Source organism: Arthrobacter sp. TJ-270 (assembly GCF_058269075.1).
Map to the genome: position 1 here is coordinate 270,855 of NZ_JBZCNB010000002.1, position 22,773 is coordinate 293,627.

Here is a 22,773-nt window from a genome sequence, read left to right on the forward strand (position 1 = left end):
AACCAGCTCACCCGGCCAGGCCGCCCTCCGCGGGAGGGGCCAGCTCAACTGATCGGCTAACGGCCCTCGCCGCCGTCGAGGACGTGCTGAACGGGTTGCCGGGCACGCTGATCGTGGTCTCGCACGACAGGTACCTGCTCGAACGCGTCATCGATACCCAGCTGGGGCTGCTCGGCGACGGGAAAGATCCGCGACTCGCCGGTCGGGGTGGATCAGTACCTTCAGCTGCGCCGCGGAGCGGCGTCCGGCGACGGGATGGGCGCCACGCCGCTGGCCGGGGACGGCGGCAACGGTACGACGGCGGCGGTCCGGTCCGCTTGCCCGTCACCGGAGGAGTGCCCGGCAGGCGAAGAAGGATCTCACTCGCATTGAGCGGCGGATGACCAAGGCGAGTTCGCAGATCGAGAAGATCAACCAGTAGATGGCCAGCCTGGACGCGAAGCTGCGAGACCGTCAGTCGGAGTAGGAGTCCCTCGAGGAGCAGTGGCTGGCAGCGGCCGAGGTGCTGGGGGAGTAGGAATCGAGCGAACGAGAAGCCCGGCCAATCGGTCGCCTCCCTCGTGCAGCGGGAGCTTTTTACACGGTTACCGGAAGTTCCTCTGCAGGAGGTTTCAGATCAGCTTCTTGCTTGTCGAGCCACGAGTACTCCGGGCGAGGGTCGTCAGCGATGATGTGCTTCTCCACGAAGTTGTGGATGCGTTCCTTCAGGTGTCCCATGTCCAGCTCCTCGTCGAGCGTCACCAGGTTGATGTTCCCCAGTGTTGATCGAGAGGGTTGGGTTTAGCTTGGATTACCGGCGGCGGCCGGGTCCGCTGGTCCGCCACCGGAGGAGGCCCGGCAGGCGAAGAAGGACCTGTCCCGCATTGAGCGGCAGATGACCAAGACGGGTTCACAGATCGAGAAGATCAACCAGCAGATGAGCGGCACAGGCAGCAAGGCGACGGTGGATTCGAGTAGTAGATGGCAGGCCTTGACGCGAAGCTGCGGGAACTCCAGTCGGAGTAGGAGTCGCTTGAGGAGCAGTGGCTCGAAGCGGCGGAGGTGCTGGAGGAGTAAGGGTCTGACGGCTCGGTCTACATCGACAACGAACTACGCAACCCATATCGCGCTTCCCGCGCGGGGATAGGCACGAATGGCCGGAAGTCTTCCACGTATATTTAGCATAAGTTCGGTAAAACTTGAAGCTTCAAGCGTATACTTACTCGCCATGAGTAGGAGAATAAGGCGTTTCAAGCGCAAGATGCGCAAAGTCACGTGGCGTGATTGGTTGGCGTATGCTGCCATGTTTGTGCTTACGGCGGGTACTCTCGTTTTCGTTGACTTCGTATTGCAAAGTTAACTGATGACAAGAACGCTTATTGGCGCGAACGGCGATCGGTTGCAGAACGTGCGAGCTTGAAGGAGGCGACGGTCGATTTCGAGAAGATGGCCGACCTCGACGCAAATCTTCGGGAGCTCCAGGCGGAGCAGGAGTTCATCGAGGAGTAGCGGCTCCAAGCGGCCGAGGTGCTTGGGGAGTAGGGGCCACTTCAGCAGCCGCTCGGACAGATTCCGAAGAAGGGCCAGATTCCGAAGAAGGGCGAATCTACGGGTTCGCCCTTCTTCGGCCGGGGCCGATTAGGGCTTGTTGACACCTGAGCGGGCGCGTTGGAGAGCAAGCACGACAACCGAGGCCACCAGGATGGCGAGCCCAAGGTAGAGAAGAAACTTCAAAGTCTCCACAGCAATTCCGAGAATCAGAAGAACGAGAGCGACAACGGCCAAGACAATTAACAAAGGTTTCATCAATCCAGTATGCCAATTCCTGTTGTCCCCACGATGTTTCGGCAGTATCGAAGCCACAACAACGCTGGTCAATCCGATGAGCTTGGGGAACGCGCGCGCCAAGTCGCAGGATGCTGTCCTGTCATGGCAAACTAGATAGTCGCGTGCACTGTTGGGGATAACGGGGTGCGCGCGGTCCGCCCTGGTGTAACGGCAGCACCCCAGCCTTTGGAGCTGTGGAGTATAGGTTCGAATCCTATGGGCGGAACGGCATGCCAGCAGGCGTCAGAGACAGGCAAGGAGCGGCCCCCTTCGTGAGCCACGAGAACCAGTCCAATCAGGCGGAATCATCGCCTGCAGCAGTGATAGTTCTGGCAGCCGGAGCCGGGACCCGAATGAAGTCCCGGACCCCCAAAATCCTCCACCGCATTGGCGGCACCTCCATGGTGGGCCACGCCTTAGCCGCCGCGCGTGGGCTTGCCCCCCGGGAGCTTGCCGTGGTCGTCCGCCACGAGCGGGACCGCGTTTCCGCCCACATTGCCGAACTGGATGCCGGGGCTCTTATTGTCGACCAGGATAATGTTCCTGGCACCGGCCGCGCTGTGCAGGTCGCACTGGAAGCCCTGGACGCTCAGTCTGCTGTCGCAGGGACAGTAGTGGTTACCTATGGCGATGTTCCACTGCTTGACACTTCAACGCTGCAGGAACTCGTGCGTACTCACGAGCAGGACGGTAACGCGGTGACCATCCTGACCGCTGTCCTCGACGATGCTACCGGCTACGGGCGCGTCGTCCGTGCCGAAGACGGCACCGTAACTGGCATAGTGGAACACAAGGACGCCACCGAAGATCAGCGTGCGATCAAGGAGATAAACTCCGGTATCTACGCGTTCGACGCTGGCGTGCTTCGGGAAAGCCTCATCAATGTCGACTCGAACAATGCGCAGGGCGAGATGTACCTGACAGACGTTCCTTCAATCGCTCGGAATGCTGGCGGGCGTGTAGCAGCAGTCGTCTCAGCCGACCGCTGGCAGGTTGAGGGTGCGAATGATCGGGTGCAGCTCGCAGCCTTGGGCGCGGAGCTCAACCGACGCACCCTCGAGCGCTGGATGCGAGCCGGCGTGACCGTCGTGGACTCGAACAGCACATGGATCGACGTCGACGTTCAGCTCGACGAGGACGTCACTATCCTCCCTGGGACCCAGCTCCACGGAGCAACGCAGGTTGCCCGCGATGCCGTGGTCGGCCCCGACTGCACTCTCACCGACGTGGTGATCGAGGAGGGCGCGAAGGTGGTCCGAACCCACGGTAGCGGCGCTCGGATCGGCGCTGGAGCTTCGGTGGGTCCGTTCACCTTTTTACGCCCCGGTACGGTGCTGGGGGAGTCCGGCAAGATCGGCGCCTTCTATGAAACCAAGAATGTCACGATCGGTCGCGGGTCCAAGCTGTCGCATCTCGGCTATGCCGGCGATGCGGAAATTGGCGCGAACACCAACATTGGGTGCGGAAACATTACAGCTAACTATGACGGCGTGAATAAGCACCGTACCGTTATCGGCAGCGAGGTCCGGACCGGCTCTAACACCGTGTTCGTTGCACCAGTGTCAATCGGTGACGGCGCCTACACAGGCGCGGGCGCCGTTGTGCGCAAGGACGTTCCTGCCGGTGCGCTGGCCATCGCGGCTGCGCCACAACGCAACCTGGATGGCTGGGTCGAGACGAACCGCGTCGGGACGGCAGCGGCAGCCACAGCAGCGAAAGCTTCCTCTTCAATTGCATCTACGGTAGAAAGCGATCCTTCATGAGCGAGATTACGGCACGCGGGGAAAAGAAACTTGTCCTTGCGTCGGGCAGGGCCCATCCGGAGCTCGCGGAAGAGATTGCGCAGGTTCTGGACACAGAGCTTCTGCCCATCTCGGCCTACGACTTCGCTAATGGTGAGATCTACGTGAGGTCTGGCGAAAGCGTCCGTGGCACCGACGTATTCGTGATTCAGGCACACCCTGCACCGCTGAACAATTGGCTGATGGAGCAGTTGATCATGGTGGACTCCCTGAAGCGCGCTTCGGCCAAGCGCATTACAGTGGTGTCGCCGTTCTACCCTTACGCCCGCCAGGACAAGAAGGGCCGTGGGAGGGAACCCATTTCTGCTCGCCTGGTTGCTGACCTCTATAGGACTGCCGGCGCCAATCGGCTCATGTCGGTGGATCTCCATACCGCTCAGATCCAGGGGTTCTTCGACGGTCCGGTGGACCACCTCATGGCTATCCCGCTGCTCGCCGATTACATCCGCACGCGCGTTGACGCAGATAACGTCACTGTCGTTTCACCGGATACCGGTCGTGTGCGCGTAGCTGAGCAGTGGGCAGAGCGACTGGGCGGAGCGCCGCTCGCGTTCGTCCATAAGAGCAGGGATTTGACCGTCCCAAACCAGGCGGTGTCTAAGACTGTCGTTGGTCAGGTTGAAGGCCGTACCTGCGTGCTTATTGACGACATGATCGACACCGGTGGAACCATCTCAGGTGCAGTCGCTGTCCTGAAGAACGCGGGTGCCAAGGACGTCATTATCGCCGCGACGCACGCTGTCTTCTCGGACCCCGCAGCACGACGTCTGGCTGAGTCCGGTGCTCGCGAGGTAGTTGTAACCAATACGCTCCCAATCGGCCCGGAGAAGCGCTTCCCGCAGCTTACCGTCCTGTCTATCGCCCCGCTGATCGCGCGCGCCATCCGCGAGGTGTTTGATGACGGTTCGGTGACGAGCCTGTTCGACGGCAATACCTGAGCAGGGGCAAGGACCATAGCGGAGAGTCGGCTAGTCGTGGAACTGGTCGGCCTTTTCAATCCTCCGCATAAGAAATGAGAACCCACAAAATCGAAAGAACCGGTTGGAGCAATGCTCCGACCGGTTCTTTCGATTTTGCTTTGTTATTTACGCTTCGGCGCCCGCGCGACGGCGTGCAACGAAGATGCTTCCTGCGCCGAGGCCGAGAGCACCGATGCCAGCCGCACCCCAGAGGAGCATTGCCGAGTCGACGCCGGTGTTGGCTAGTCCGCTGTTGGTTCCACTAGTGGATCCGGTGGTACCGCCGCCTACAGTTGCTGCTGGGGCTTCGACTACAACGGTGGCAGTGACGGTGGCACCGGACTCGCGGCCCGTTGCGGTGAGGTTGTACGTGCCTTCTTCTTCGAGAGTCACCGAATAGGAGAAGTTCCCTTCAGCGTCTGCGGTAACAGTGTCGTTGAGAACGACTGCCATTGGGAGGATTGGGCCGCCCAGAGCAGCGCCGGCGCGTCCCGCTCCACCGGGTGCACCGGCTCCGCCGGGTCCGCGGGGAACAAAGTCCACGACGATGTCAATGACCTCTCCAGCGCGGAACAACCCCTGGTTGCTACTGAATACGACGCTCTGGCCCGGTGCGATGGTTCCGTCAGTGACGAAGCCGGGCACAGCCGGTGACGGGTAGCGCTCGGCTTGAGCGGCGCCGACTCCGACGAAGGTGAGTGAGCCGGCGATTGCCACGGCTGCGATAATTTTTTTCATAGAGACTCCCCAATTAAGGTGTTTGCGACAGACTTGTAGCGGTGACCGACCTGAAGATGTATTTCCCCTAGCCCCAACTGCCCTATAAAGAACCTATCAAGGTTCGGCATTCGTCCTGCACACCGAACCCGCAGGTTGTTCTAAGGGTTTCCGCAGTTGACGTTACCTCATTACTCCGCCGACTTATAAAAGTTCTGTGACAAAGAAGGACATGTAACTCGGACTTAACGTCCTCGTTGCTGACTAGTCACATGCGGTGCCCCGTTGCAGCGGCAAAACTACCTCGCTCATCGGCTGAATCGTTGGCGTGACGTCTAGGACCGGCTCTGAGGTCTGTACAACGTTTGTGAAGTCGAGTTCCACGGTTGCGGACTGCCCCGGTTCAAGACTGGTGGTCACAATACCCACCGGGCGTTCGCCGTGACGGTAGGACCCGAGCGGGACCGATTCCCCGTCTATTCTGGCCGTCTGTAGCCGTGACTGGTCCGGGCCATATCCCACGAAGTTCGTTTGCACTGTGCCCGGTGCTACGCCGAACGCTCCTCCACCCGTGACGTAAGCAGGAAGCGACTCTGCGGCGTCCGCCGGTGCTGTGTTGGCGAGGGTAGCTACCAACGTGTACTGGAGGTAGCCGTCTGCGGTGCAGCTTTGATCTAGTTGCACAGTACGGCGGACGTAGTAATCCATCTTTGCGCCAGTTCCGTCATTGAAATACGCTCCGAATGATGCTCCCCCCACCGTGGACCCCGTGACCGCACCGGCGGAAGAGGTCTTCTTAATGATATTTTGCTCTTCTGAGATATTGGACCACACATACACACGGCCCTCTTTTGAGCTCTTCATCAGCGCCTGAATTAGTTGGTCGCTCTCGCCCGCACCATCAGAAAGAGCTCGGAAGACTTTCCCTGCGACGGAGGCGAAGTACGCGTCTTGGACACTGGGCTCTTCGATTTCCGCGTAGACGTCGGATAACAGCGTTGAAACTACGTTCTCTGTTGTGAGCGCTGTTGGAAGAGTTGTCCGGGACAGCTGTTCCGCAACGGCAGGCTCTTCAAAGTTTCCCAGTTGCACAGGTCCCGTCGCTCTCAGGATATTAGCCAGGACTATCGGATCGAGGGCAATAACTCCATCGATAGTGGAACCACGATTGCGTTGCTCCCACATCGCCTTTGCTGTCTGCGCGGCAGTAGGGAAGTCCGGTGTGAGGTTGGCACTCTGCATAAACGTGCCGAGGCGTTTGGAATAGATCTCTTCCTGAGCAGGATCTACTGGGAGGGGCGGTCTGAAAGTACCCAATCCCGCGCCGCTTTCCTGTGTAGTTAGCTTGATCTCACCATTACTCGCAGTGATGACAGCGAGCGCGCCAGGAATGCCGCCGGTTGCACGGATTTCAGCATTGTTCTGAATGAGTACTAGGTAGCTACGTGAACCTTCGGCTCCGAGCATCGGGGGGAGCAGCTCGACCGCAGATGACGCCGCGTTGAGGGCCTGGCGCGCCTCATTCAAGGAGTCAGTCGCTTGTGCGAGCGGATCGGCAACTTGGGGCGCCAAACGGGCGGAATCGATGCCAGCCAAACGGTCATATGAGAGCTGGATCGTTGTCGCAGCTGCCGAAATGCTAGGGGCGATTTCTTGCAGTGGGGCCACATTGATTCGGCCATCTACGGGGGTGAGCGAAGTCCAGTCGAGAGAATCGAAGTGATTTAGCATAGGCGCCACCGCGCGGTTGACCACGTCATCTGCTGATACTGACACCTCAGTAACTGCTGAGAAGTTCACGCCGACCAACGGAAGCAGTCCGGCCGCTTTCCACACCGGATCAGTCCCCGCACTTCTGGCTTCAGCTGTGTGGTCTCGCAACTTTGTAAGCGTGCGTTGGGCGGCGTCACCGTCACCGGCGGTTAACTCGCTTTGTAGTTGTGGCAGGAGCTTCATGGTGGCGCCGAGATTGCTATGGATCTGTTGTGCACGAAATGTGATCCACGCCGTAGTAAGCGCGGCAATCAACAGGACCGCACAAAGCGCAAGCACGAAATGCACGGCATGCTTGTGGCGGTTGGTCCTACGCGGGCTTCGCTCTGGCGCATGACCATCAAGCGGTCGAGAACGTGTGAGGCCCGAGGCGGCACTTTCAGTCATGAACTGCGTTCTCCCTAGTATGCGCCGTGGCGGCTGATGACTGCGCGAAAAGTGCGCAGGAGGATGGCGACATCACCCGTGAAAGACCAGTTCTCCACGTAGTACAGATCCAACCGGACCGTGTCATCCCATGAGAGCAACGATCGTCCACTCACTTGCCATAAACCCGTCATCCCTGGACGAACCAAAAGACGTCGATGGGCGTGCGTATCGTATTTCTCAACCTCGGATGGCAGCGGGGGGCGTGGTCCCACCAGACTCATCGAACCGTTCAGGACGTTGAACAGCTGCGGTAACTCATCGAGGCTGAACCGACGAATGAACGCTCCAACCCGAGTGATTCGGGGGTCGTTCTTCATTTTGAACAGAACTTGGTTCCCTTCGCTGCTCGCGCGGAGACTCTCAAGCTGTTGCTCAGCATCCACCACCATTGAGCGAAACTTCAGCATTTGAAAACGGACGCCCTCCGCACCCACCCGGTCCTGTCTAAACAGAATTGGACCATTGCTGTCGATACGAACCGCAACACCTACAGCAATCAATAAGGGGGAAAGTAGTAGGAGGATGAAACCTGCGCCCACAACGTCAAATAACCTCTTCATGAAGCGCTGACTTTTTTCAAGATTGGGCGTGGACACGTGAATCAGGGGGAGTCCGGCCACCGGCTGTGTGTGGATGCGTGGTCCCGCGATGTCGGTCAACGCAGGAACCATAATGAGCCGGATGTTCAGGTCTGCAAGTGCCCACCCGAGCGCACGTATCGTCTTAGGAGGAAGCTGGACACCACCGGAGAGCGCCACAGCGTCAGGACCAAAGTTCCTAATTGTGTCGATGATGGCCTGCGCTTCAGTGGCGCGCCCAACCGTCGGCAGGTCTAGATCGGTCGCTAGACAGGTGCTCTCCTGCGTCCCGGGAAGGTAAACCCCCACCGGTTTATATCCGGCCATGGGTTGCCCCCGGAACGAGCGTGCAAGGTGCTCGGCGCTGCTAGGTCCGCCAATGATTAGAACGCTTTGGCTGCTCCTGCCCAATTCCCGCTCCAAGTGCAGGAATTTTCGAAGTATTACTCGCGAGAGCAGCAGGAAGACGAGGCCGGAGGGTAGGGCAACCCCCACGTAACCTCGGGCTGTGTCGAACTGTAGCGCATAGGACACTATAGCCACTAGGCCAAAAAGCCAGAGAGAGGCCTCCAATACACGTTTGTATTCCTCGGTTCCGTAACCAAGTACTTGGGGCTCTCTCGTACCCAGTAGGTACAGCATGAACCACCAAGCTGCCGCAAGGGCAAGTGAGAGCAGTACATATGGTTGGCTGGAAGGGTCGAGATTCTCTGTCTGGGGCACTCCGAAACGGACGATAAGTGCGCCGACTGTCGCCCACAAAACCACGCAAGCATCGACGACAGCCAGGATCCTTGCATAGCGAAGAGACCAGTTCCCTCTGCTGCCCCTATCCAGCACCCGACCTGAGCTATCTTCCTGCAGCAAGTCGTCCCCCAACGCTGTCAGTCACGATCGGTTAGGACGTGCGCGCAGCACTATCTCATCGAAGTCGTTTGCAGCTCGGTTGCTGTGCTGCCCGCTTAACTCGGTTCTGTTGTCGAACTCACTGCTGCTCTTTGCGCCAGACGACTCATATGAGTAGTAACTGTAAGCGTATGCGTCCGGGCCCTTCGTCGGCAGGAGATTCAGAACTACGCCCAGGACATCAGCGCCCACCATTTCCAGCGATGCAAGGGACTTTTGCACATCGGGGAGCTTCACTTTGGAGGATCCAATGACCATAACTACCCCGCCGACCTGTTGGGCCAGCACAGCTGCGTCGGTGACCGGAAGGAGCGGAGGTGCGTCGATGATGACCGAGTCGAACATTTCCTCCAACCCGGCGATGAGTTCCTTCATCGGCTTCGACCCCAGAAGCTCGCTCGGGTTTGGAGGAATCTGTCCTGAGGTGAGAACGTACAACTCATGTTCGCCCCAGGGTTGTAGCAAATCTCTCACGTCTGCCCGGCCAATTAGAGCTGTGGTGAGGCCAGCATTACGCTCCAAGCCAAGATACTCATTCACTCGCGGTCGGCGAAGGTCTGCATCAATCAACACAACGGACTGGCCTGACTGAGCAATAGCGATGGCTAGATTAACAGCTGTCGTGCTCTTTCCTTCGCCAGGGAGGGAGGAAGTAACTAGCACAGTTTTCGAAGCGTGACTCACGTGCGAGAACTGGAGGTTGGTACGGATCTGACGGAACGATTCGGCGCGAGGACTTTGAGCTGGAGCCTGTGTCAGTAACGGTTTCTTTGTCGCGTCACTATCAAAGGCTATTCCCCCAAGGATCGGCGCTTCGGTTACCCTGCGGAGATCGGCCTCCCCTCTCAGCCGCGTGTCGAGCGTCGTTCGCAGCAATGCTGCGGCGAGGCCAACCATGAGCCCTAACACCAGTCCGAGCGCGAGGTTCAATCGCGTGTTCGGCGCTGATGGCGCCGAAGGAGCGGTTGCGGGGGTTACCACAGAGAGCTTCACGGGCGACGCGCCGTCCTCGGCGGTGGTTTCTAGATCCTCAATCGTCTCTACCAGGCTATCCGCTACGGCTTGCGCTATCGCTGCCGCCTGAACGGGAGATGGATCGGAGGCTGTAATTGTGAGGAGTACGGTGTTGACGTCCGTGCTGGCGCTAATATCTTGCGCGAGCTCCGCTGGGGTCATCTCTAGACCTAAGCTGTCAACGACCGGCTGAAGGACAAGGGGAGTCCCAGCTGTTTCAGCGTATGACTGCACTCGGGCTTGTGTGAACGAGTTTCCCTGCTGCAACTCTGCAACGGATCCCGAATTCTGGGTAGCGGCGAAAAGCCTAGTCTGCGCGGTATAAGTGGGGGTGATGCTGATAGAGAACACCCCCGCGGCCAATACCCCTAGTACAGTGCACGCCGTAATCAGAATCCAATTGCGGCGGAGCACTCTCAGGTAATCTGTCAGCTCCAACGTCGAGACCTTCCTAAAAGAGACAAGTGGCTGTCTTGTTACAGCACTTCGTTTTCGGGATCGGGACGACGTCTGACTGAGGAGGTCATCCCGACGTAAGGTCTAGCCTCGAATTTTCCCTGAATTGGTACGGAACCACTGGACCGTGTGCTTGATACCCTGGTCGAGTCCGATTTGGGCTTTCCAGCCGGCCTTGGTCAACTCGGATATATCAAGCAACTTCTGGGGTGAACCGTCCGGCTTGGAAGTATCCCATTCCATCGCGCCATCGTAACCGACCGCTTCTGCGACCATTTCAGCTAGCTCTTTGATGGTCACGTCGGTACCTGTGCCGACATTCACCTGATCCGGACCATCGTAGTTTTCTAGCAGATGCAAACATGCTGCCGCCATGTCATCAACGTGAAGAAACTCCCGCCTTGGCGTGCCCGTTCCCCAGTTTGTGACGGTTCGAGTGCCGTTTCGAACAGCTTCGTCATAGCGTCTAATTAAGGCTGGGAGCACGTGAGAGCCTTCTGGAGAGAAGTTGTCTCCGGGCCCATAGAGGTTGGTGGGCATGGCCGAAATCCAGGGTAGCCCGTATTGCCTACGAATTGCCTGGATATGCATGATTCCAGCGATCTTCGCTATCGCATAGGAGTCGTTTGTAGGCTCTAGATGGCCGGTGAGGAGGTATTGTTCCTTGATCGGTTGGGCAGCAAGCTTGGGATAGATGCACGATGATCCCAGAAAAAGAAGACGTTCCACTCCCTGTATGCGCGCGGCATCCAGCACGTTCAGCTGTATCTGGAGGTTATCGCTCAGAAAGTCGACGGGATAAGTGTTGTTGGCTAGAATGCCACCCACCTTGGCAGCCGCAAGAACGACATATCGCGGTTTCACTTCAGCGAAGAAAGCAAAAACGGCGTCGCGATCCTTTAGATCAAGTTCCGACGAAGTGCGTCCTACAAGATCGGTGAATCCCTCGGACTCCAGCCGGCGCCAGATTGCTGAGCCAACAAGACCACGATGCCCTGCCACATAGAAGGTGGAGTTTCGATTGAGCGGGGTCGACACGAAATCGACATTATCTCCCGCGCTAGTGCTGCTGAAGTTTTTGACGGACACTTATTTCTCCCAAGTTCCCAGCTGGACGTCATCGATCCAGTGATTACCCGCGTGCCTGAGAGCTTCGATGTCGGCGTCGACCATGATCCGAGCAAGTTCAGGTGTTTCGACTGTAGCCTTCCAACCGAGCTTGTCGTGGGCCTTGGAGGCGTCTCCGATCAGAGCGTCCACTTCCGTGGGGCGAAGATAACGCTCGTCGAACTTGACGTGGTCTTCCCAGTTCAATCCAGCGTGTTCGAAGGACACCTGCAGAAAATCGCGAACGGAATAGCCCGCCCCGGTGGCCAGCACGAAATCATCAGGTTCATCGACCTGGAGCATGCGCCACATCCCTTCGACGTACTCCGCCGCGTAACCCCAGTCACGTACGGCATCGAGGTTGCCCATGTAGAGGTCGTCCTGCTTTCCGGCCTTGATAGCGGCGACTGCACGAGTGATCTTACGAGTCACGAAAGTCTCACCGCGTCGCGGTGATTCATGGTTGAACAGGATGCCGTTCACGGCGAACATGCCGTAGGCCTCGCGATAGTTTTTGGTAACCCAGTAGCTGTAAACCTTCGCTGCGCCGTAGGGGGAGCGAGGGTAGAACGGAGTATCTTCATCTTGGGGTGGGGGCGTGGCACCGAACATCTCCGAAGAGGATGCCTGATAGAAGCGAGTGTCGATGCCAGCCATGCGCACTGCCTCAAGAATTCGGATGGAACCCATGCCCGTTGTATCACCGGTGTGCTCAGGTTCTTCAAACGAAACGCGCACGTGTGACTGCGCAGCCAGATTGTACACTTCGGTGGGTCTGATGTCCGCGAGCAGAGTGACTAGACGCGCTCCATCACTCAGGTCGCCGTAGTGCAGGAATAGATTTGCCTTCGGGTCGTGCGGATCAACATACAGATGGTCAATCCGAGCGGTGTTGAATGTGGAAGCGCGTCGTATGAGCCCGTGTACCTCGTAGCCCTTCCGCAGCAACAACTCTGCTAGATATGATCCGTCTTGACCCGTGATTCCGGTGATGAAAGCGCGCTTAGTCAACGCGGATCCCCCTGCTCCGTTGTTTCCTGATGAAGAGATTGCCGGTACTTCGTCCAGCATTCCGTCTTGTCGCAGCAAGTTCCCGCAGCCAAGCACTGTACTGAATTATAGCCGCCTCCTGAGACAGAGTATTTTCAGCGTAGTGAACACCCGCTTTCCCAAGCGTCTGAGAAAGGGCCGAGTCCCCGCCCAGCCGCTCAGCCGTTTCGAGTAGGGCGTCGGGAGCATCAGGTTCCACGCGCATTCCTCCGCGAGCGAACGCGATCTCTGCCGCTGTTGTGCTGTCACGATCGGTAGCGGCTATGACGGGCAAGCCCGTCGAGAAGTAGGAGGTCAGTTTACTGGGAACCGCCATTTCTTTCAGTCCGACCATCTCGTTTACAAGCAGCACGTCTGCTGACGCGAGAGTAGCTTCGAAATCCGCATCAGGTAGTGGGTCAATGAACTGTATCCGTTCGACTCCCTCTGCGAGTTCTCGAATCCGCTTGCGCTGATTCCCGTCCCCGAGTAGAACAAATCGGACACGCGATGCGCGAGCATCAGCTAACCGGGCGGCCTCTACGACATTCTCAAGCGATTGTTTGGCTCCGATATTTCCCGCGTGGAGCACGACAACATCATCATCCTTCCAACCCCATCGACCGCGCACAGCTGCACGATCCACAGACTTCGACTTGCCCAGGTGTGTCCAATTTCGGATAACCACGATATCGCTGTCACGCACACCTAAAGATGATACGAGGTAACGCTTGAATCGATCATGGATAACTGCCACCTTTGTGGCTGATCGCAAGATCAGTCCTTCAACATTCCGCATAATTCGCGCGAGGGTAGAGCCCTCCTCATTCATCTCAGCCAACCCACGGCTGTAAATGTCTTGCACCCACACGCCTGTTGCAGGGTGACGAAGACCTAAACGGGCCCTCATCAAAACGAAGGCGCTCGCAAATAGAGCCGGCGTAACAACCAGGACCACATCTGGCTTGTCCCAGCGGGCAAACAATAGCCGCGCACCGAAGCTAAACTCAAGATGCAGTCGGTGTAACGCGTTTACACGCTTAGGAATAAAGTGGCGAAGCCGCTTCACTGGTACGTCTCTAATTACTTCCTGCTTCTGCCAACCTTTATACCCCTCGCGAAGCTTCCACTCCGGGTAATGCGGGTATCCGGTGATCACGCGAATTTCGTGGCCCTCAGCGGCCAATCGCTCTGATAGTCGGGTGGTGTACGGGGCAATACCCGTCGGTTCTGGCCAGTAGTTGAGACCAATTATCGTTACTCGAAGTGGGGGTTTCAATTCTTCTCTACATTTCAACTGGAAATCCGGGAGTGGGTCTATTCGACCATAGTCAGGGATCTGTAGTGGGCCTCCAACTTTGAAGAGGCTGCGGACCAAGACAAGGCTAGGAAAGCATCGTCGATAGACGTTGAGTCATCCGATGCTGCAGCCTTCACCTCAGATAATTTCCGGTTGACGGCTTCCGCCCAGACAGATGGATCGCGCCCAAGTATAACGGTGCACATTGCATCAGGTAGGTACTCGGCGATTCCGGTTTCGGGCGTGCAAATAATCGGCAGACCGTGGTAAGCCGCTTCTGCAGCGGCGAGTCCAAAGGACTCCTGGGAAGGAAGCAGGAGTGCGCTAGAGGTCGAATAAACCTCCCGTAGTTCTACGGCGTTGAGTATTCCCAAATAGTCGACTCCTTGCTGCCTCTTCAGCCAGGACACGACCTCTGCACTCATGACGCCAGCCACCTTCAAACGGAAGCGACCGCCCAATGAGCGACGCGTCGCTACTGCTAAATCAAGGCCCTTGAACGCATCTCCGCGACCGACGAAGGCCAACTGGTAGGGATCTCGTTCCATTTGTAGCCGAGGCAGTGTTATGTTGATTCCAATTGGTGACACCATTATCTTCTCTGGTGCATAACCTCTGCCGATAAAACTTCGTTTGGATGCCTCGGAGTAAACTAATATGCGACTGGATTGAGAATACTCATACTCGAGGATGTCCCCTAGTGGATCCGGTCGACCATTCCCTGGGAAATCTAGCAGGACATCAATCTCTTGCTCATATACGTTATGGTGATGGGCCCGTCTTTCACATATTGTGAACGCGTGTGAATTTCGCGAAAGCGCATGATGACCTAAACCTTCCGTGAAATGCAGTACGTCTGAGTCGGCGGAGAAGCGAGCGACCCGTGCGGCAATCAAGTCTGAGACGACTCTAGTCTGATTGGGTAAAACTGGACGTCCGATACGCACTGAAAGAGGCGATAGAAAACCAGCAGGGCCTATAGACCTGACCTTGTCAGGCAAATCTGACTTCTCGCGTACTCGCCGCTCAAGGACGTGCACAAGCCGTTCCGGGAATCGCATCTTGCGCATTCGACCAATTGTTCTCGGAGTTGGCTCCGCGCGACGTATCAATGTAACAGGATTAAATACGTCCTGCATGGCTGATAGCACATGGTCGTAGTGAAATACGTTGGTGGCATATACCGCGCTTTTCAATCGCTCGCTCCTTGCTCGCGTGATGCTATCCAAACAAATTTGCTCTAGGCGATCCTACCCGCCGCGCCAAGTGGAGAGATCCACCACACAGGAAACGAACTGCTTGAGTGACCTGGAGCATACATGGCGCAAAATATCGAAATTGATGAGTGCCTGAGAGCATGTTTGGTGGGAGGTCCGCTAGAATCAGCCGAGACTTCTTCATCGCAGTTGGAGGGGCAGAGTTAGGGATCGTCACAGAGGTATGTCTCAAACGGCAGGGGCTGGTCGCGTTGCGTCGGATAGCAGAACCGTTCGATCGACACGGGAAAGTTGATGGTACCGTCCATCCCGCAACCTTGATGGGTGGAGTAGCGGTAGCCATACTCGCCGTTTTATTCGTCGTTCGTTATTCCGACGACGGTGGAATAACGGTTCTCGGCCTCTCCATAGCGTGTGTATGCACCGCGTTCGCATTATTCCTTGTTCGTTTCCACAGCGGACCTATACATCCACTGTCCCTAATAGCGCTGGTGGCATACTGTCAAATACTGCTATTCGTTGCTCGTCCGGCATATTCTGTAGCGTTTCAAGACTCAACGAACATCTTCGGCAGGGGTCTATTAGGGGAGTCGTATCTCACAGCGCAGATTATGGCTGGAGTCGGCATTGTAGCGATATCTGTCGGGTGGATTTGTGCGGGAAAGTCCGACAACAAGGTTCTGGTTGGAGGAACAGTTCACCCATATTCCAGCAGGGAGTGGAAGTCGATCCGACTGCCTGTGTTCCTCATAGTATTAGTAGGCTTTCTTCTCTATTCGGTGTACGTTGCGCAGATTGGTTTCTCGAACTTCGTTTCAAGCCTAAGCGCCGGCCGTAACGAGGCTTCACGTTCGTTGATTGACGGCACGAGTGCCTATTTCTATTCCGGATTGCAGTTCGCTTTCGGGGCACTAATCCTGATCTATCTCCAAGCCAGCCTGTCCCACCGACCCCTACTACGGATTGCTAGTCTCACGCTCTTGGTGGTCGCGATCCTGCCCAATCTTGCTTCTGGAAGTCGATCGATATTTATTCCTATCGCCATTAGCCTCTTGTATGTTGCCTATATCGTTTCGCCCTCCGTGCTGAAGCCGAGCAGGGTTTTATTGTGGCTGCCACTTGCTTACGTAGGACTGTTCATCGCACCGAGAATCTGGCGTACCGACCTGTCAACGGGGGGGAGTCTCGAACAATCTTTCAGTGACTCTCTTACTTCCGAGGCTTTGTTCGGTGATTTTTTTGGGGGATTGGATACCGCGATGATAGATGCTTTTACATTACAGATCGCGGCGCAGGCTGATGGTCTTCTTCAGCTGCGTTGGGGTGAGACGTACTTAACGCTGGTTTCGAGCTTCGTGCCCCGAGTTATTTGGAGCGAAAAGCCTGAGTCGGTCGATCAGATTCTGAACGAAGTACTGTTTCCCGTAACATATTCTCAAGGTACGGGCTTCTCCTTCGGCATCTACAGTGAACCCTATTTGAATTTCGGTGTGGGTGGAGTTGTCCTCGTCGGCTTTGTGTTCGGCTACTTGTTGTCTCGATTGTCGTCTTGGACGGAACATCGGGCTGACGTCTACAGCACTTTCGTCCTGATAATGGTTGCGTCCTATATTTTCCCACTTATGCGAGGAAGTCTGTCCTTCGACCTGCAGAGACTACTGATTCCGTTGTTGCCTGTTATCTTAGTTCTGGCAGTGGCGCGACTCCTCGTACCGCCAGGAAGCCGGAAGCATAGTTCCGCATCGGTCTAACGATCGACTATATAGGCGACCGGGACATTCGGAGTTGCAGTCGCCGGCGGGTCCTCCATGGTGATCCTGATGCCGCGTTCGCGTACATGAGGATGTGGCGGAAGTGTCGTGCTTGAAGTACTCCTGGGGCACACCACGCAAATCCACCAAGTGAAGCTGCCTCGAACCCGTTGACCTATTCTGGATCTTGTCAGGGTGCCGTCGCCCTGCTGAGTAAGGATCTTTCAAAATGATTTCTTTCGCTGTACTAGCTCACGATGACCCAAAAATGTTGGAAAGGCTTGCTCAGACGCTCGCTCCGCATCGACTTGTGGTTCATCTCGATCGCGCTGTCGATATTGATGCGTATGTCCGCAACATTGACGAGGGGACACTGGCACACATGACGTTCGTCGACGAGCGTTATGACGTCAACTGGGGTGGATTCTCCGTGCTGAAGGCCATGATCTCAGCCGCCAAGGTGATCCTAGAGCAGTCATCGGACAGCGATCATATAGTTTTCCTTTCAGGTCACTGTTACCCCGTACGACCTCTGAATGAATTCAGCGAGTATCTTGAGACCGCCAGTTGGACGGAACACTGTCGAGCTTATCGGCTAGCTAAACAAGGGGTGGAACATCTTCATAGGATCGAAGCTCGCCACTGGTTCGATCTGCGCCTCCCGGTTGGAGGGCAACTTTCTCGACGCGTGTGTCGCAACCTCCTCAAGAAGCTCACCCAATGTCCGCGGAGAAGAACTGACCTGGACGTCGTGGCCGGATCGCAGTGGATGGCACTCACGGCGGCGTGCATGAGTGCAGCCATCGAAGCACTCTCCTCCCCCGGCTATAAGATCTTCAAGAACTCCTTCGCTCCTGATGAGATGGCCATTCAAACCTTCGTTCACAATTCCGAATGGGCCAGTTCGACCAAACTCGGTAGCCCTGAGCGTATTTATATCTCGGAAGTCTCAGAAATTCCAAACTTCCACTATCTGCGAGCTGGAATGAATGGATGGATATCAGGGACAGACTTAACGGCCGCCATTGATCAAGGAGCGTACTTCATTCGAAAGGTTCATTCCACTGCGAGTGCTGACTTGCTCGAGATGATTGATGAGCGTTTGTAGTGAATATCAATATCGTTCGGTCGGAGGCCTAGCAACTTGCAATCAATGAGGAGAGACTTGGCCAGCTTCAAAGGAGTTGGGTATGACAAAGAGAGAGGCAAGCCTGTCCAGTTCCTCTGGGTTTTCCTGGCGAGTCCATTGTTTAGAAGTGTTTGGTGTCCCAGTAGATTGCGCGTCATAATACTCAAGGCTTTTGGCGCCAATATCGGCGCCAACGTTCTGATACGACACGGCGTTGATATCCATTGGCCTTGGAAGCTGTCCATTGGCGATAATTCTTGGATTGGTGTTAGAGCTTGGCTATTGAATTTAGAGCCGATACGGATAGGAAAGAACGTCTGCGTCTCTCAGGAGGTTCTGCTTTGCGCAGGAAGCCATGACCCGAAGTCTCCGACATTTGAGTTTGACAACGGCCCTATCGTGATTCGTGACGAAGCTTGGGTTGCCGCGCGTGCCTGTGTCTTGCGAGGAGTCACAGTAGGGGAAGGGGCAATAGTGGGAGCGATGGCTCTGGCATACAAGGATGTTCCTTCTCAGACTGTGATACTGGCCGCGACTGGTGACATGAAAGGGATCCGCGAATGAAAATTCTTCAGATTGCAACTCTCGTCTCTCCGGATGGTGCCTACGGTGGGCCGATAAGGGTTGCAATCAATCAAAGTAGAGAGTTACTGAGCCGCGGTCACGATGTCACCCTCGCAGCCGGTTCTATCGGTTTCGACTCGCACCTGCCTAAGAGCCAGGAGGGCGTTCCGCTGACTCTTTTTCGCGCCTCACCTCCACTGCCATCTATCGGATTTCCTAGTGTGAATTCAGCCACCATGCGAGCATGGCTTAAGCGAAGGCTGCACGAATTCGACCTAGTTCACGTCCACATGTCTCGTGATTTGATAACTTTGCCCGCGGTGCGGATGGCCCGCAAATCGCGGGTGTCCTACGTATTGCAAACGCACGGCATGGTCGGGCCAACTCAAAACCCGCTTGCGCCTCTGACGGATATGATGATGACAAAGCCGAATCTGAGCGGGGCTGCCCGTATCTTCTATCTAACTTCGGAAGAGAGAGAAGGTTTGAATGATGTTGGAGGGAGGGATCTGCGGCTCGAACAACTCGGAAACGGCGTGCCGCTCTCCCCGCTCCCTGCAGATCCTCCAGCGGAGGCTGCCTTCGAGTTCCTGTTTCTTGCGCGTTTGCAGGAGCGTAAGCGTCCGATGCTCTTCGTTGAAATGGCTAAAAGGCTATTGCATGAGTTTCCGCATGTGCGCTTCAGTTTGGTTGGACCGGACGAGGGCCAAGGCTCTCTCGTGACATCCGTTCTTCGTGCTGATACATCCAGATCTATCAATTGGGAGGGCGGGCTTTCACCCGAACGCACCCTGGAGCGAATTGCGCAAACGTCGGTGCTTGTTTTGCCCTCAGTGAATGAGCCATATCCGATGAGCGTCCTTGAAGCTATGTCACTTGGTAAGCCTGTCATAGTCACAGACTCGTGTGGACTGGCGCCCACAATTGAGGCGACCGAGTCCGGAACAGTTGTGGATTCTTCTTTGGAATCCCTTGTAGAGGCCGCTCGAAGTTACATTCTGGACGCGGATAAGTTAGGCCGCACGGGGCAGAAAGCGAGAGAAACCGCCACATCTATGTTTAGCATGAGTGCCGTCGGTGCAAAACTTGAACAGACGTATGCAGAGGTACGCGGTTGACGCTTGGCGCCGGGAACCGATTGGAACCGTACTGATCGGCGGGATCGTTGTTTGTGGATAGCCGACATCATGATGAAGGCCGATGGTGGCATGGCGGATCGACGCTAGTCGGGGAAAGGGAGTGAATTTAGATTTAGAGGCGAACGCCAGAAAGGTATCCCTTAATATCTAGACCTGAACAGCAGAAGCTTTCACTTCGAGTGGCTCGTTACTCCGCCAAAGAAACGCACTACCTGGACTGCCAGAGTTGGCAATGAGTGTGAAGCCATCAGAAGGGCAGCCCCATCAGGCTCGGTGACGTCAATCAGAGCCACGCAGGCTGTAGCCCAGATTCCTATGAATGGAATGTAGATCCAGGAGTGCCTCAGCCACCCGCGCGCTTGATTCAAGTAGCCGAAGGCATGCGCGAGGTTGAGGATCGCCTGGCCCGCGATGATGATGGTCATCGGGCGCTCTAGTGACGCGTATTGCTCACCTAGCAGAGACAGCAATATCGGAGCAGCGATATGCGCAGTCGTTACAATCAAGACAGCGACTAAGGCGTAAGTGCCCAGTATGGCTATGAAACTGTTCGTTAGCTTACGTCTACTAGAAATCATGCGCGCGATGATGGGAGCTGCCATGTCGTTCACCAACAGATTGAGTGCCGTAAAGACGACACCGAATCTAGCTAGCGCCGAGACTTCAGCGATAGATTCAGGTGTGCCCCAGATCGACAGAATCAGAATCACCGACTGCTCAGATGCAACTAGCAGAAGCGTCATGGGTAACGTTCTATGGGCGCTTCTCCTCAATGCTGTCCAGTCGTCCGCTCGCGGGTCTGGCGCTCTTACCGTAAGCCCCAACGAGCGAGAGAAGATGAGATTAGCCACCAAAGTTGCAATCAACCCAATGACTAGGGCGGCATAAATGTTCATTCCAATGAGCAGGATCACGGCGGCCACTAGCAATAGACGTAATAGTGACTGTAATAGTGTTACGTTCCTAAGAAGCTTGAAGTTGTAATTCAGCCGATGAATCGCTTGGAGGAATCCACTCCTATTCATAAGGTAGAGGGTGCAGCACACTATCAATCCGGTGACACACGCAGGAAATACTTGCTGTCCAGTCTGGATTAATAACAACACGATGATGGCTGTTCCGGCCAATATCAGTGGGAGGCTTATGTGCCACCTAAACCGCATAGCCGTCGCCAGAATCTGACCGAGTCGTTCCTTATCTTTCTGTGCCGAACCGCCCTTCGACATCATGAAGGATGCCACTCCAGCGTCCGCAACGAGAACAACCGCTGCGCTAAGAGATATAGCCACCGCGTAATAGGCATATTCCTGTTTTTCGAGCGAGCGTACTAGCAGGATGCCGGAGACAAACGAAAGACACATGGCTGTACCCTGAGTACCGAGATGCTTCAATGAGGACTTCATGAAGGGAGCAATACGTTTCATACGTTGCCAGTTCACGGTTCTCCTTGCTTGCAGTATCTGGCGATCCTTTGTAACCGCAATCGGCCGAAGGCTCCGGTCTATGCCAGAAGGTCGTGCTTGATCGGATGGGCGAGGAGCCAGAGCGGGTTTATTCAACGGGCGTAGAGAGAGAACTCTTCACCAAAAGAAGCAAGACAGTTGAGCGCTGCGGGCCGCGGATCGAGCGTGCCTGAACCGAAATGCAAACTTGGACCAGAGAGCCGTTAGAGACCTGCTTCACCGTGATCTGTCTGATGGGACCCCTCGCAGTTTACCTTCGCGGCGGGCAGATCTTGCAAACCCGATCAAACATTTCCGGATGGATCTACCGCAGTGATCTGCTCGGTGACCGCGGCGACTACTGAGGGGATGCGATCTTGCGACAAGTTCTTGAATGGAGTTCACGTGCCTCTATTACAAGTCAGGCTTCTTAGGGGAAGGTGCTGATGCGGGCCAGGATGGGGGCATCCGATAGAATTCGGACATGAGTGACGCACTGGAAGAAATTCAGTCTGAGACATTGAGAATATTGAGCGAGCTGCTATCGAACCGTTCGTGCGCGTTGTTGGATTTCCCGAGGCATCAAAATGCTGGCGATTCGTTGATTTGGCTAGGTGCCCGGGAGTACCTGCGTGAGTTGGGTGTAACGGTCAAGTATGTCTCGAGTGCGCACTTCCTAGACCCGAAGGAACTCCGGCGAAGGCTTCCCGACGGGCCTATCCTTATCACTGGCGGCGGAAACCTGGGGGATCGGTGGTTGGAACACCAAGAATTTCGTGAGCATGTTGTCCGAACCTTTCCTGATAGGAAAATCATTCAGCTTCCACAAACGATCGAGTTCTCGTCAGATAGGCTTATCCAGACTCAGACGATATTCGCAAGCCACCCCGATCTGACTATCTTGATCAGGGATGAAGTGGGGGTCAATGTCGCTCGAGAAGCTTTTCCCAACGCTGATGTTAAATTCTGTCCTGATCTAGCTGCCGGTTATGGGAGAATCAAACGAGTATCTGCTCCGAGCACGCAGGTTCTCTTCCTGCGAAGAAACGATAGTGAGTCCAGTGGAACGATCAGCAGTGACGTGCTAATGCCCGGTTGGAGAGTGACGGATTGGGGAATTAAGGGGGCCTTCAATGCCTTCAAATGGCAATTTTACCGGCTTCCTGAAAATCTGGTTCGCATAGTTCCTGTACTTTCTCGTGTTCTACACCCTGCGATTGACCGCTCATTCACCAGGATGGCCGAAGCGAATGTTCGTTCTGCTGCAAGGATCTTGTCAGAGGGGAGCTTGGTGGTGACCGACCGCTTACATGCAATGGTCATGTCCGCCCTTTTGGGCATCCACGTAGTCGCATACGACAACGCAAATAAAAAGCTTTCCTCTATCTATAACGACTACCTTCATCGTCTGAATGGCATCACTTTTGTCGAGACTGCTTCCGACGCTTTAGAGGCTGTTGACGAGATATTGAAGAGCCGGACCTAAGGCTTGCTCAGCTTGTTGGCTACCCTTCGGGTCATCCTTTGGACCTCGTTTGCGGATTGGTCGGACCCGGCAGCACCTCTCTGATCCAGAAGTCACCCTGCAATTGGTCGCCTAAGCATATGACCGCGGTTCGGGCGTTACCTTGCGTTTGCGGGATTGAATTCACTGC

The 22,773-nt window shown here is 55.9% G+C and carries 19 protein-coding genes, 1 tRNA gene and 1 pseudogene; 9 read left to right on the forward strand and 12 right to left on the reverse strand.

The features are described from left to right. Positions 1 to 65 precede the first annotated feature (65 nt). A pseudogene (locus AC4D2M_RS05950) lies at positions 66 to 466 on the forward strand (ABC transporter ATP-binding protein); the annotation flags it as partial. Between the two features lie 110 nt (positions 467 to 576). Here the strand turns inward: AC4D2M_RS05950 and AC4D2M_RS05955 are convergent. Both AC4D2M_RS05955 and AC4D2M_RS05960 read right to left on the reverse strand, forming a co-directional pair. Next, positions 577 to 741: a hypothetical protein gene (locus AC4D2M_RS05955; RefSeq protein WP_490890692.1), complete on the reverse strand. Its 165-nt coding sequence runs from the start codon at positions 739 to 741 to the stop codon at positions 577 to 579. Between the two features lie 876 nt (positions 742 to 1,617). Next, positions 1,618 to 1,785, reverse strand: a complete 168-nt coding sequence (locus AC4D2M_RS05960) for a hypothetical protein (protein ID WP_490890693.1) — start codon at positions 1,783 to 1,785, stop codon at positions 1,618 to 1,620. 175 nt (positions 1,786 to 1,960) lie between these two features. On the opposite strand from AC4D2M_RS05960, the gene AC4D2M_RS05965 reads away from it, so the two are divergent. The 3 genes from AC4D2M_RS05965 to AC4D2M_RS05975 all read left to right on the forward strand — a co-directional run bounded on the left by AC4D2M_RS05965 (position 1,961) and on the right by AC4D2M_RS05975 (position 4,546). Beyond that, positions 1,961 to 2,032 (forward strand) — tRNA-Gln (locus AC4D2M_RS05965). 4 nt (positions 2,033 to 2,036) lie between these two features. Next, entirely contained in the window at positions 2,037 to 3,569 is a 1,533-nt protein-coding gene (gene glmU, locus AC4D2M_RS05970) for a bifunctional UDP-N-acetylglucosamine diphosphorylase/glucosamine-1-phosphate N-acetyltransferase GlmU (protein ID WP_490890694.1), read from the forward strand. After that, positions 3,566 to 4,546: a ribose-phosphate diphosphokinase gene (locus AC4D2M_RS05975; RefSeq protein ID WP_490890695.1), complete on the forward strand. Its 981-nt coding sequence runs from the start codon at positions 3,566 to 3,568 to the stop codon at positions 4,544 to 4,546. The genes glmU and AC4D2M_RS05975 overlap by 4 nt, the downstream gene beginning before the upstream one ends. Positions 4,547 to 4,693: 147 nt before the next feature. Here the strand turns inward: AC4D2M_RS05975 and AC4D2M_RS05980 are convergent, their stop codons facing one another. The 8 genes from AC4D2M_RS05980 to AC4D2M_RS06015 all read right to left on the reverse strand — a co-directional run bounded on the left by AC4D2M_RS05980 (position 4,694) and on the right by AC4D2M_RS06015 (position 15,015). Continuing rightward, positions 4,694 to 5,305 (reverse strand): LPXTG cell wall anchor domain-containing protein, encoded by a 612-nt coding sequence (locus AC4D2M_RS05980; protein WP_490890696.1) that lies wholly within the window; start codon positions 5,303 to 5,305, stop codon positions 4,694 to 4,696. 243 nt (positions 5,306 to 5,548) lie between these two features. Continuing rightward, positions 5,549 to 7,345 carry a DUF4012 domain-containing protein gene (locus AC4D2M_RS05985; RefSeq protein WP_490890697.1) on the reverse strand — a complete coding sequence of 599 codons (1,797 nt, stop codon included), beginning with the start codon at positions 7,343 to 7,345 and terminating at the stop codon, positions 5,549 to 5,551. A 113-nt stretch (positions 7,346 to 7,458) separates the two neighbouring features. Continuing rightward, the gene (locus tag AC4D2M_RS05990) at positions 7,459 to 8,904 is read right to left on the reverse strand and encodes a sugar transferase (protein WP_490890938.1); all 1,446 of its coding nucleotides are present in this window, start codon (positions 8,902 to 8,904) and stop codon (positions 7,459 to 7,461) included. 48 nt (positions 8,905 to 8,952) lie between these two features. After that, positions 8,953 to 10,422 carry a tyrosine-protein kinase domain-containing protein gene (locus AC4D2M_RS05995; protein WP_490890698.1) on the reverse strand — a complete coding sequence of 490 codons (1,470 nt, stop codon included), beginning with the start codon at positions 10,420 to 10,422 and terminating at the stop codon, positions 8,953 to 8,955. Positions 10,423 to 10,524: 102 nt separating this feature from the next. After that, the gene (locus AC4D2M_RS06000; RefSeq protein WP_490890699.1) at positions 10,525 to 11,529 is read right to left on the reverse strand and encodes a GDP-L-fucose synthase family protein; all 1,005 of its coding nucleotides are present in this window, start codon (positions 11,527 to 11,529) and stop codon (positions 10,525 to 10,527) included. Next, positions 11,530 to 12,558 carry a GDP-mannose 4,6-dehydratase gene (gene gmd, locus AC4D2M_RS06005; RefSeq protein ID WP_490890700.1) on the reverse strand — a complete coding sequence of 343 codons (1,029 nt, stop codon included), beginning with the start codon at positions 12,556 to 12,558 and terminating at the stop codon, positions 11,530 to 11,532. It lies immediately after the preceding gene. Further along, the gene (locus tag AC4D2M_RS06010; protein WP_490890939.1) at positions 12,551 to 13,873 is read right to left on the reverse strand and encodes a glycosyltransferase; all 1,323 of its coding nucleotides are present in this window, start codon (positions 13,871 to 13,873) and stop codon (positions 12,551 to 12,553) included. Before AC4D2M_RS06010 ends, gmd begins: the two co-directional genes overlap by 8 nt. 20 nt (positions 13,874 to 13,893) lie before the next feature. Beyond that, positions 13,894 to 15,015, reverse strand: coding sequence for a glycosyltransferase (locus tag AC4D2M_RS06015; RefSeq protein ID WP_490890940.1), 1,122 nt, complete (start codon positions 15,013 to 15,015; stop codon positions 13,894 to 13,896). Between the two features lie 398 nt (positions 15,016 to 15,413). Between AC4D2M_RS06015 and wzy the strand changes: the two genes are divergently transcribed. After that, on the forward strand, positions 15,414 to 16,844 hold the full coding sequence (gene wzy, locus AC4D2M_RS06020; protein ID WP_490890941.1) for an O-antigen polysaccharide polymerase Wzy: 1,431 nt from the start codon (positions 15,414 to 15,416) through the stop codon (positions 16,842 to 16,844). A gap of 229 nt (positions 16,845 to 17,073) precedes the next feature. Then, entirely contained in the window at positions 17,074 to 17,952 is an 879-nt protein-coding gene (locus tag AC4D2M_RS06025) for a beta-1,6-N-acetylglucosaminyltransferase (protein ID WP_490890701.1), read from the forward strand. Positions 17,953 to 17,994: 42 nt separating this feature from the next. On the opposite strand, the gene AC4D2M_RS06030 is transcribed toward AC4D2M_RS06025, so the two are convergent. Further along, a complete protein-coding gene (locus AC4D2M_RS06030) occupies positions 17,995 to 18,198 on the reverse strand; it encodes a hypothetical protein (protein WP_490890953.1) in 204 nt (67 codons plus the stop codon). Here AC4D2M_RS06030 and AC4D2M_RS06035 point away from each other — a divergent pair. Further along, positions 18,121 to 18,537, forward strand: a complete 417-nt coding sequence (locus AC4D2M_RS06035; RefSeq protein WP_490890942.1) for a DapH/DapD/GlmU-related protein — start codon at positions 18,121 to 18,123, stop codon at positions 18,535 to 18,537. The genes AC4D2M_RS06030 and AC4D2M_RS06035 overlap by 78 nt on opposite strands. After that, positions 18,534 to 19,655: a glycosyltransferase gene (locus tag AC4D2M_RS06040; protein ID WP_490890702.1), complete on the forward strand. Its 1,122-nt coding sequence runs from the start codon at positions 18,534 to 18,536 to the stop codon at positions 19,653 to 19,655. Before AC4D2M_RS06035 ends, AC4D2M_RS06040 begins: the two co-directional genes overlap by 4 nt. A gap of 191 nt (positions 19,656 to 19,846) precedes the next feature. Here AC4D2M_RS06040 and AC4D2M_RS06045 read toward each other — a convergent pair whose 3' ends face one another. Next, complete coding sequence (locus tag AC4D2M_RS06045; RefSeq protein ID WP_490890703.1) at positions 19,847 to 21,115, reverse strand: lipopolysaccharide biosynthesis protein; 1,269 nt, start codon at positions 21,113 to 21,115, stop codon at positions 19,847 to 19,849. A 487-nt stretch (positions 21,116 to 21,602) separates the two neighbouring features. Here AC4D2M_RS06045 and AC4D2M_RS06050 point away from each other — a divergent pair, with 487 nt between their 5' ends. Further along, on the forward strand, positions 21,603 to 22,604 hold the full coding sequence (locus tag AC4D2M_RS06050; RefSeq protein WP_490890704.1) for a polysaccharide pyruvyl transferase family protein: 1,002 nt from the start codon (positions 21,603 to 21,605) through the stop codon (positions 22,602 to 22,604). The last annotated feature ends 169 nt before the right edge of the window (positions 22,605 to 22,773 follow it).

What these genes read in the sequence shown, in the direction of transcription:
- AC4D2M_RS05960 (WP_490890693.1), bottom strand. Translation starts at nt 1,785, where the DNA reads ATGAAACCTTTGTTAATTGTCTTGGCCGTTGTCGCTCTCGTTCTTCTG.
- glmU (WP_490890694.1), top strand. Translation starts at nt 2,037, where the DNA reads ATGCCAGCAGGCGTCAGAGACAGGCAAGGAGCGGCCCCCTTCGTGAGC.
- AC4D2M_RS05975 (WP_490890695.1), top strand. Translation starts at nt 3,566, where the DNA reads ATGAGCGAGATTACGGCACGCGGGGAAAAGAAACTTGTCCTTGCGTCG.
- AC4D2M_RS05980 (WP_490890696.1), bottom strand. Translation starts at nt 5,305, where the DNA reads ATGAAAAAAATTATCGCAGCCGTGGCAATCGCCGGCTCACTCACCTTC.
- AC4D2M_RS06015 (WP_490890940.1), bottom strand. Translation starts at nt 15,015, where the DNA reads ATGCAGGACGTATTTAATCCTGTTACATTGATACGTCGCGCGGAGCCA.
- wzy (WP_490890941.1), top strand. Translation starts at nt 15,414, where the DNA reads ATGGGTGGAGTAGCGGTAGCCATACTCGCCGTTTTATTCGTCGTTCGT.
- AC4D2M_RS06025 (WP_490890701.1), top strand. Translation starts at nt 17,074, where the DNA reads ATGATTTCTTTCGCTGTACTAGCTCACGATGACCCAAAAATGTTGGAA.
- AC4D2M_RS06030 (WP_490890953.1), bottom strand. Translation starts at nt 18,198, where the DNA reads ATGGATATCAACGCCGTGTCGTATCAGAACGTTGGCGCCGATATTGGC.
- AC4D2M_RS06040 (WP_490890702.1), top strand. Translation starts at nt 18,534, where the DNA reads ATGAAAATTCTTCAGATTGCAACTCTCGTCTCTCCGGATGGTGCCTAC.
- AC4D2M_RS06050 (WP_490890704.1), top strand. Translation starts at nt 21,603, where the DNA reads ATGAGTGACGCACTGGAAGAAATTCAGTCTGAGACATTGAGAATATTG.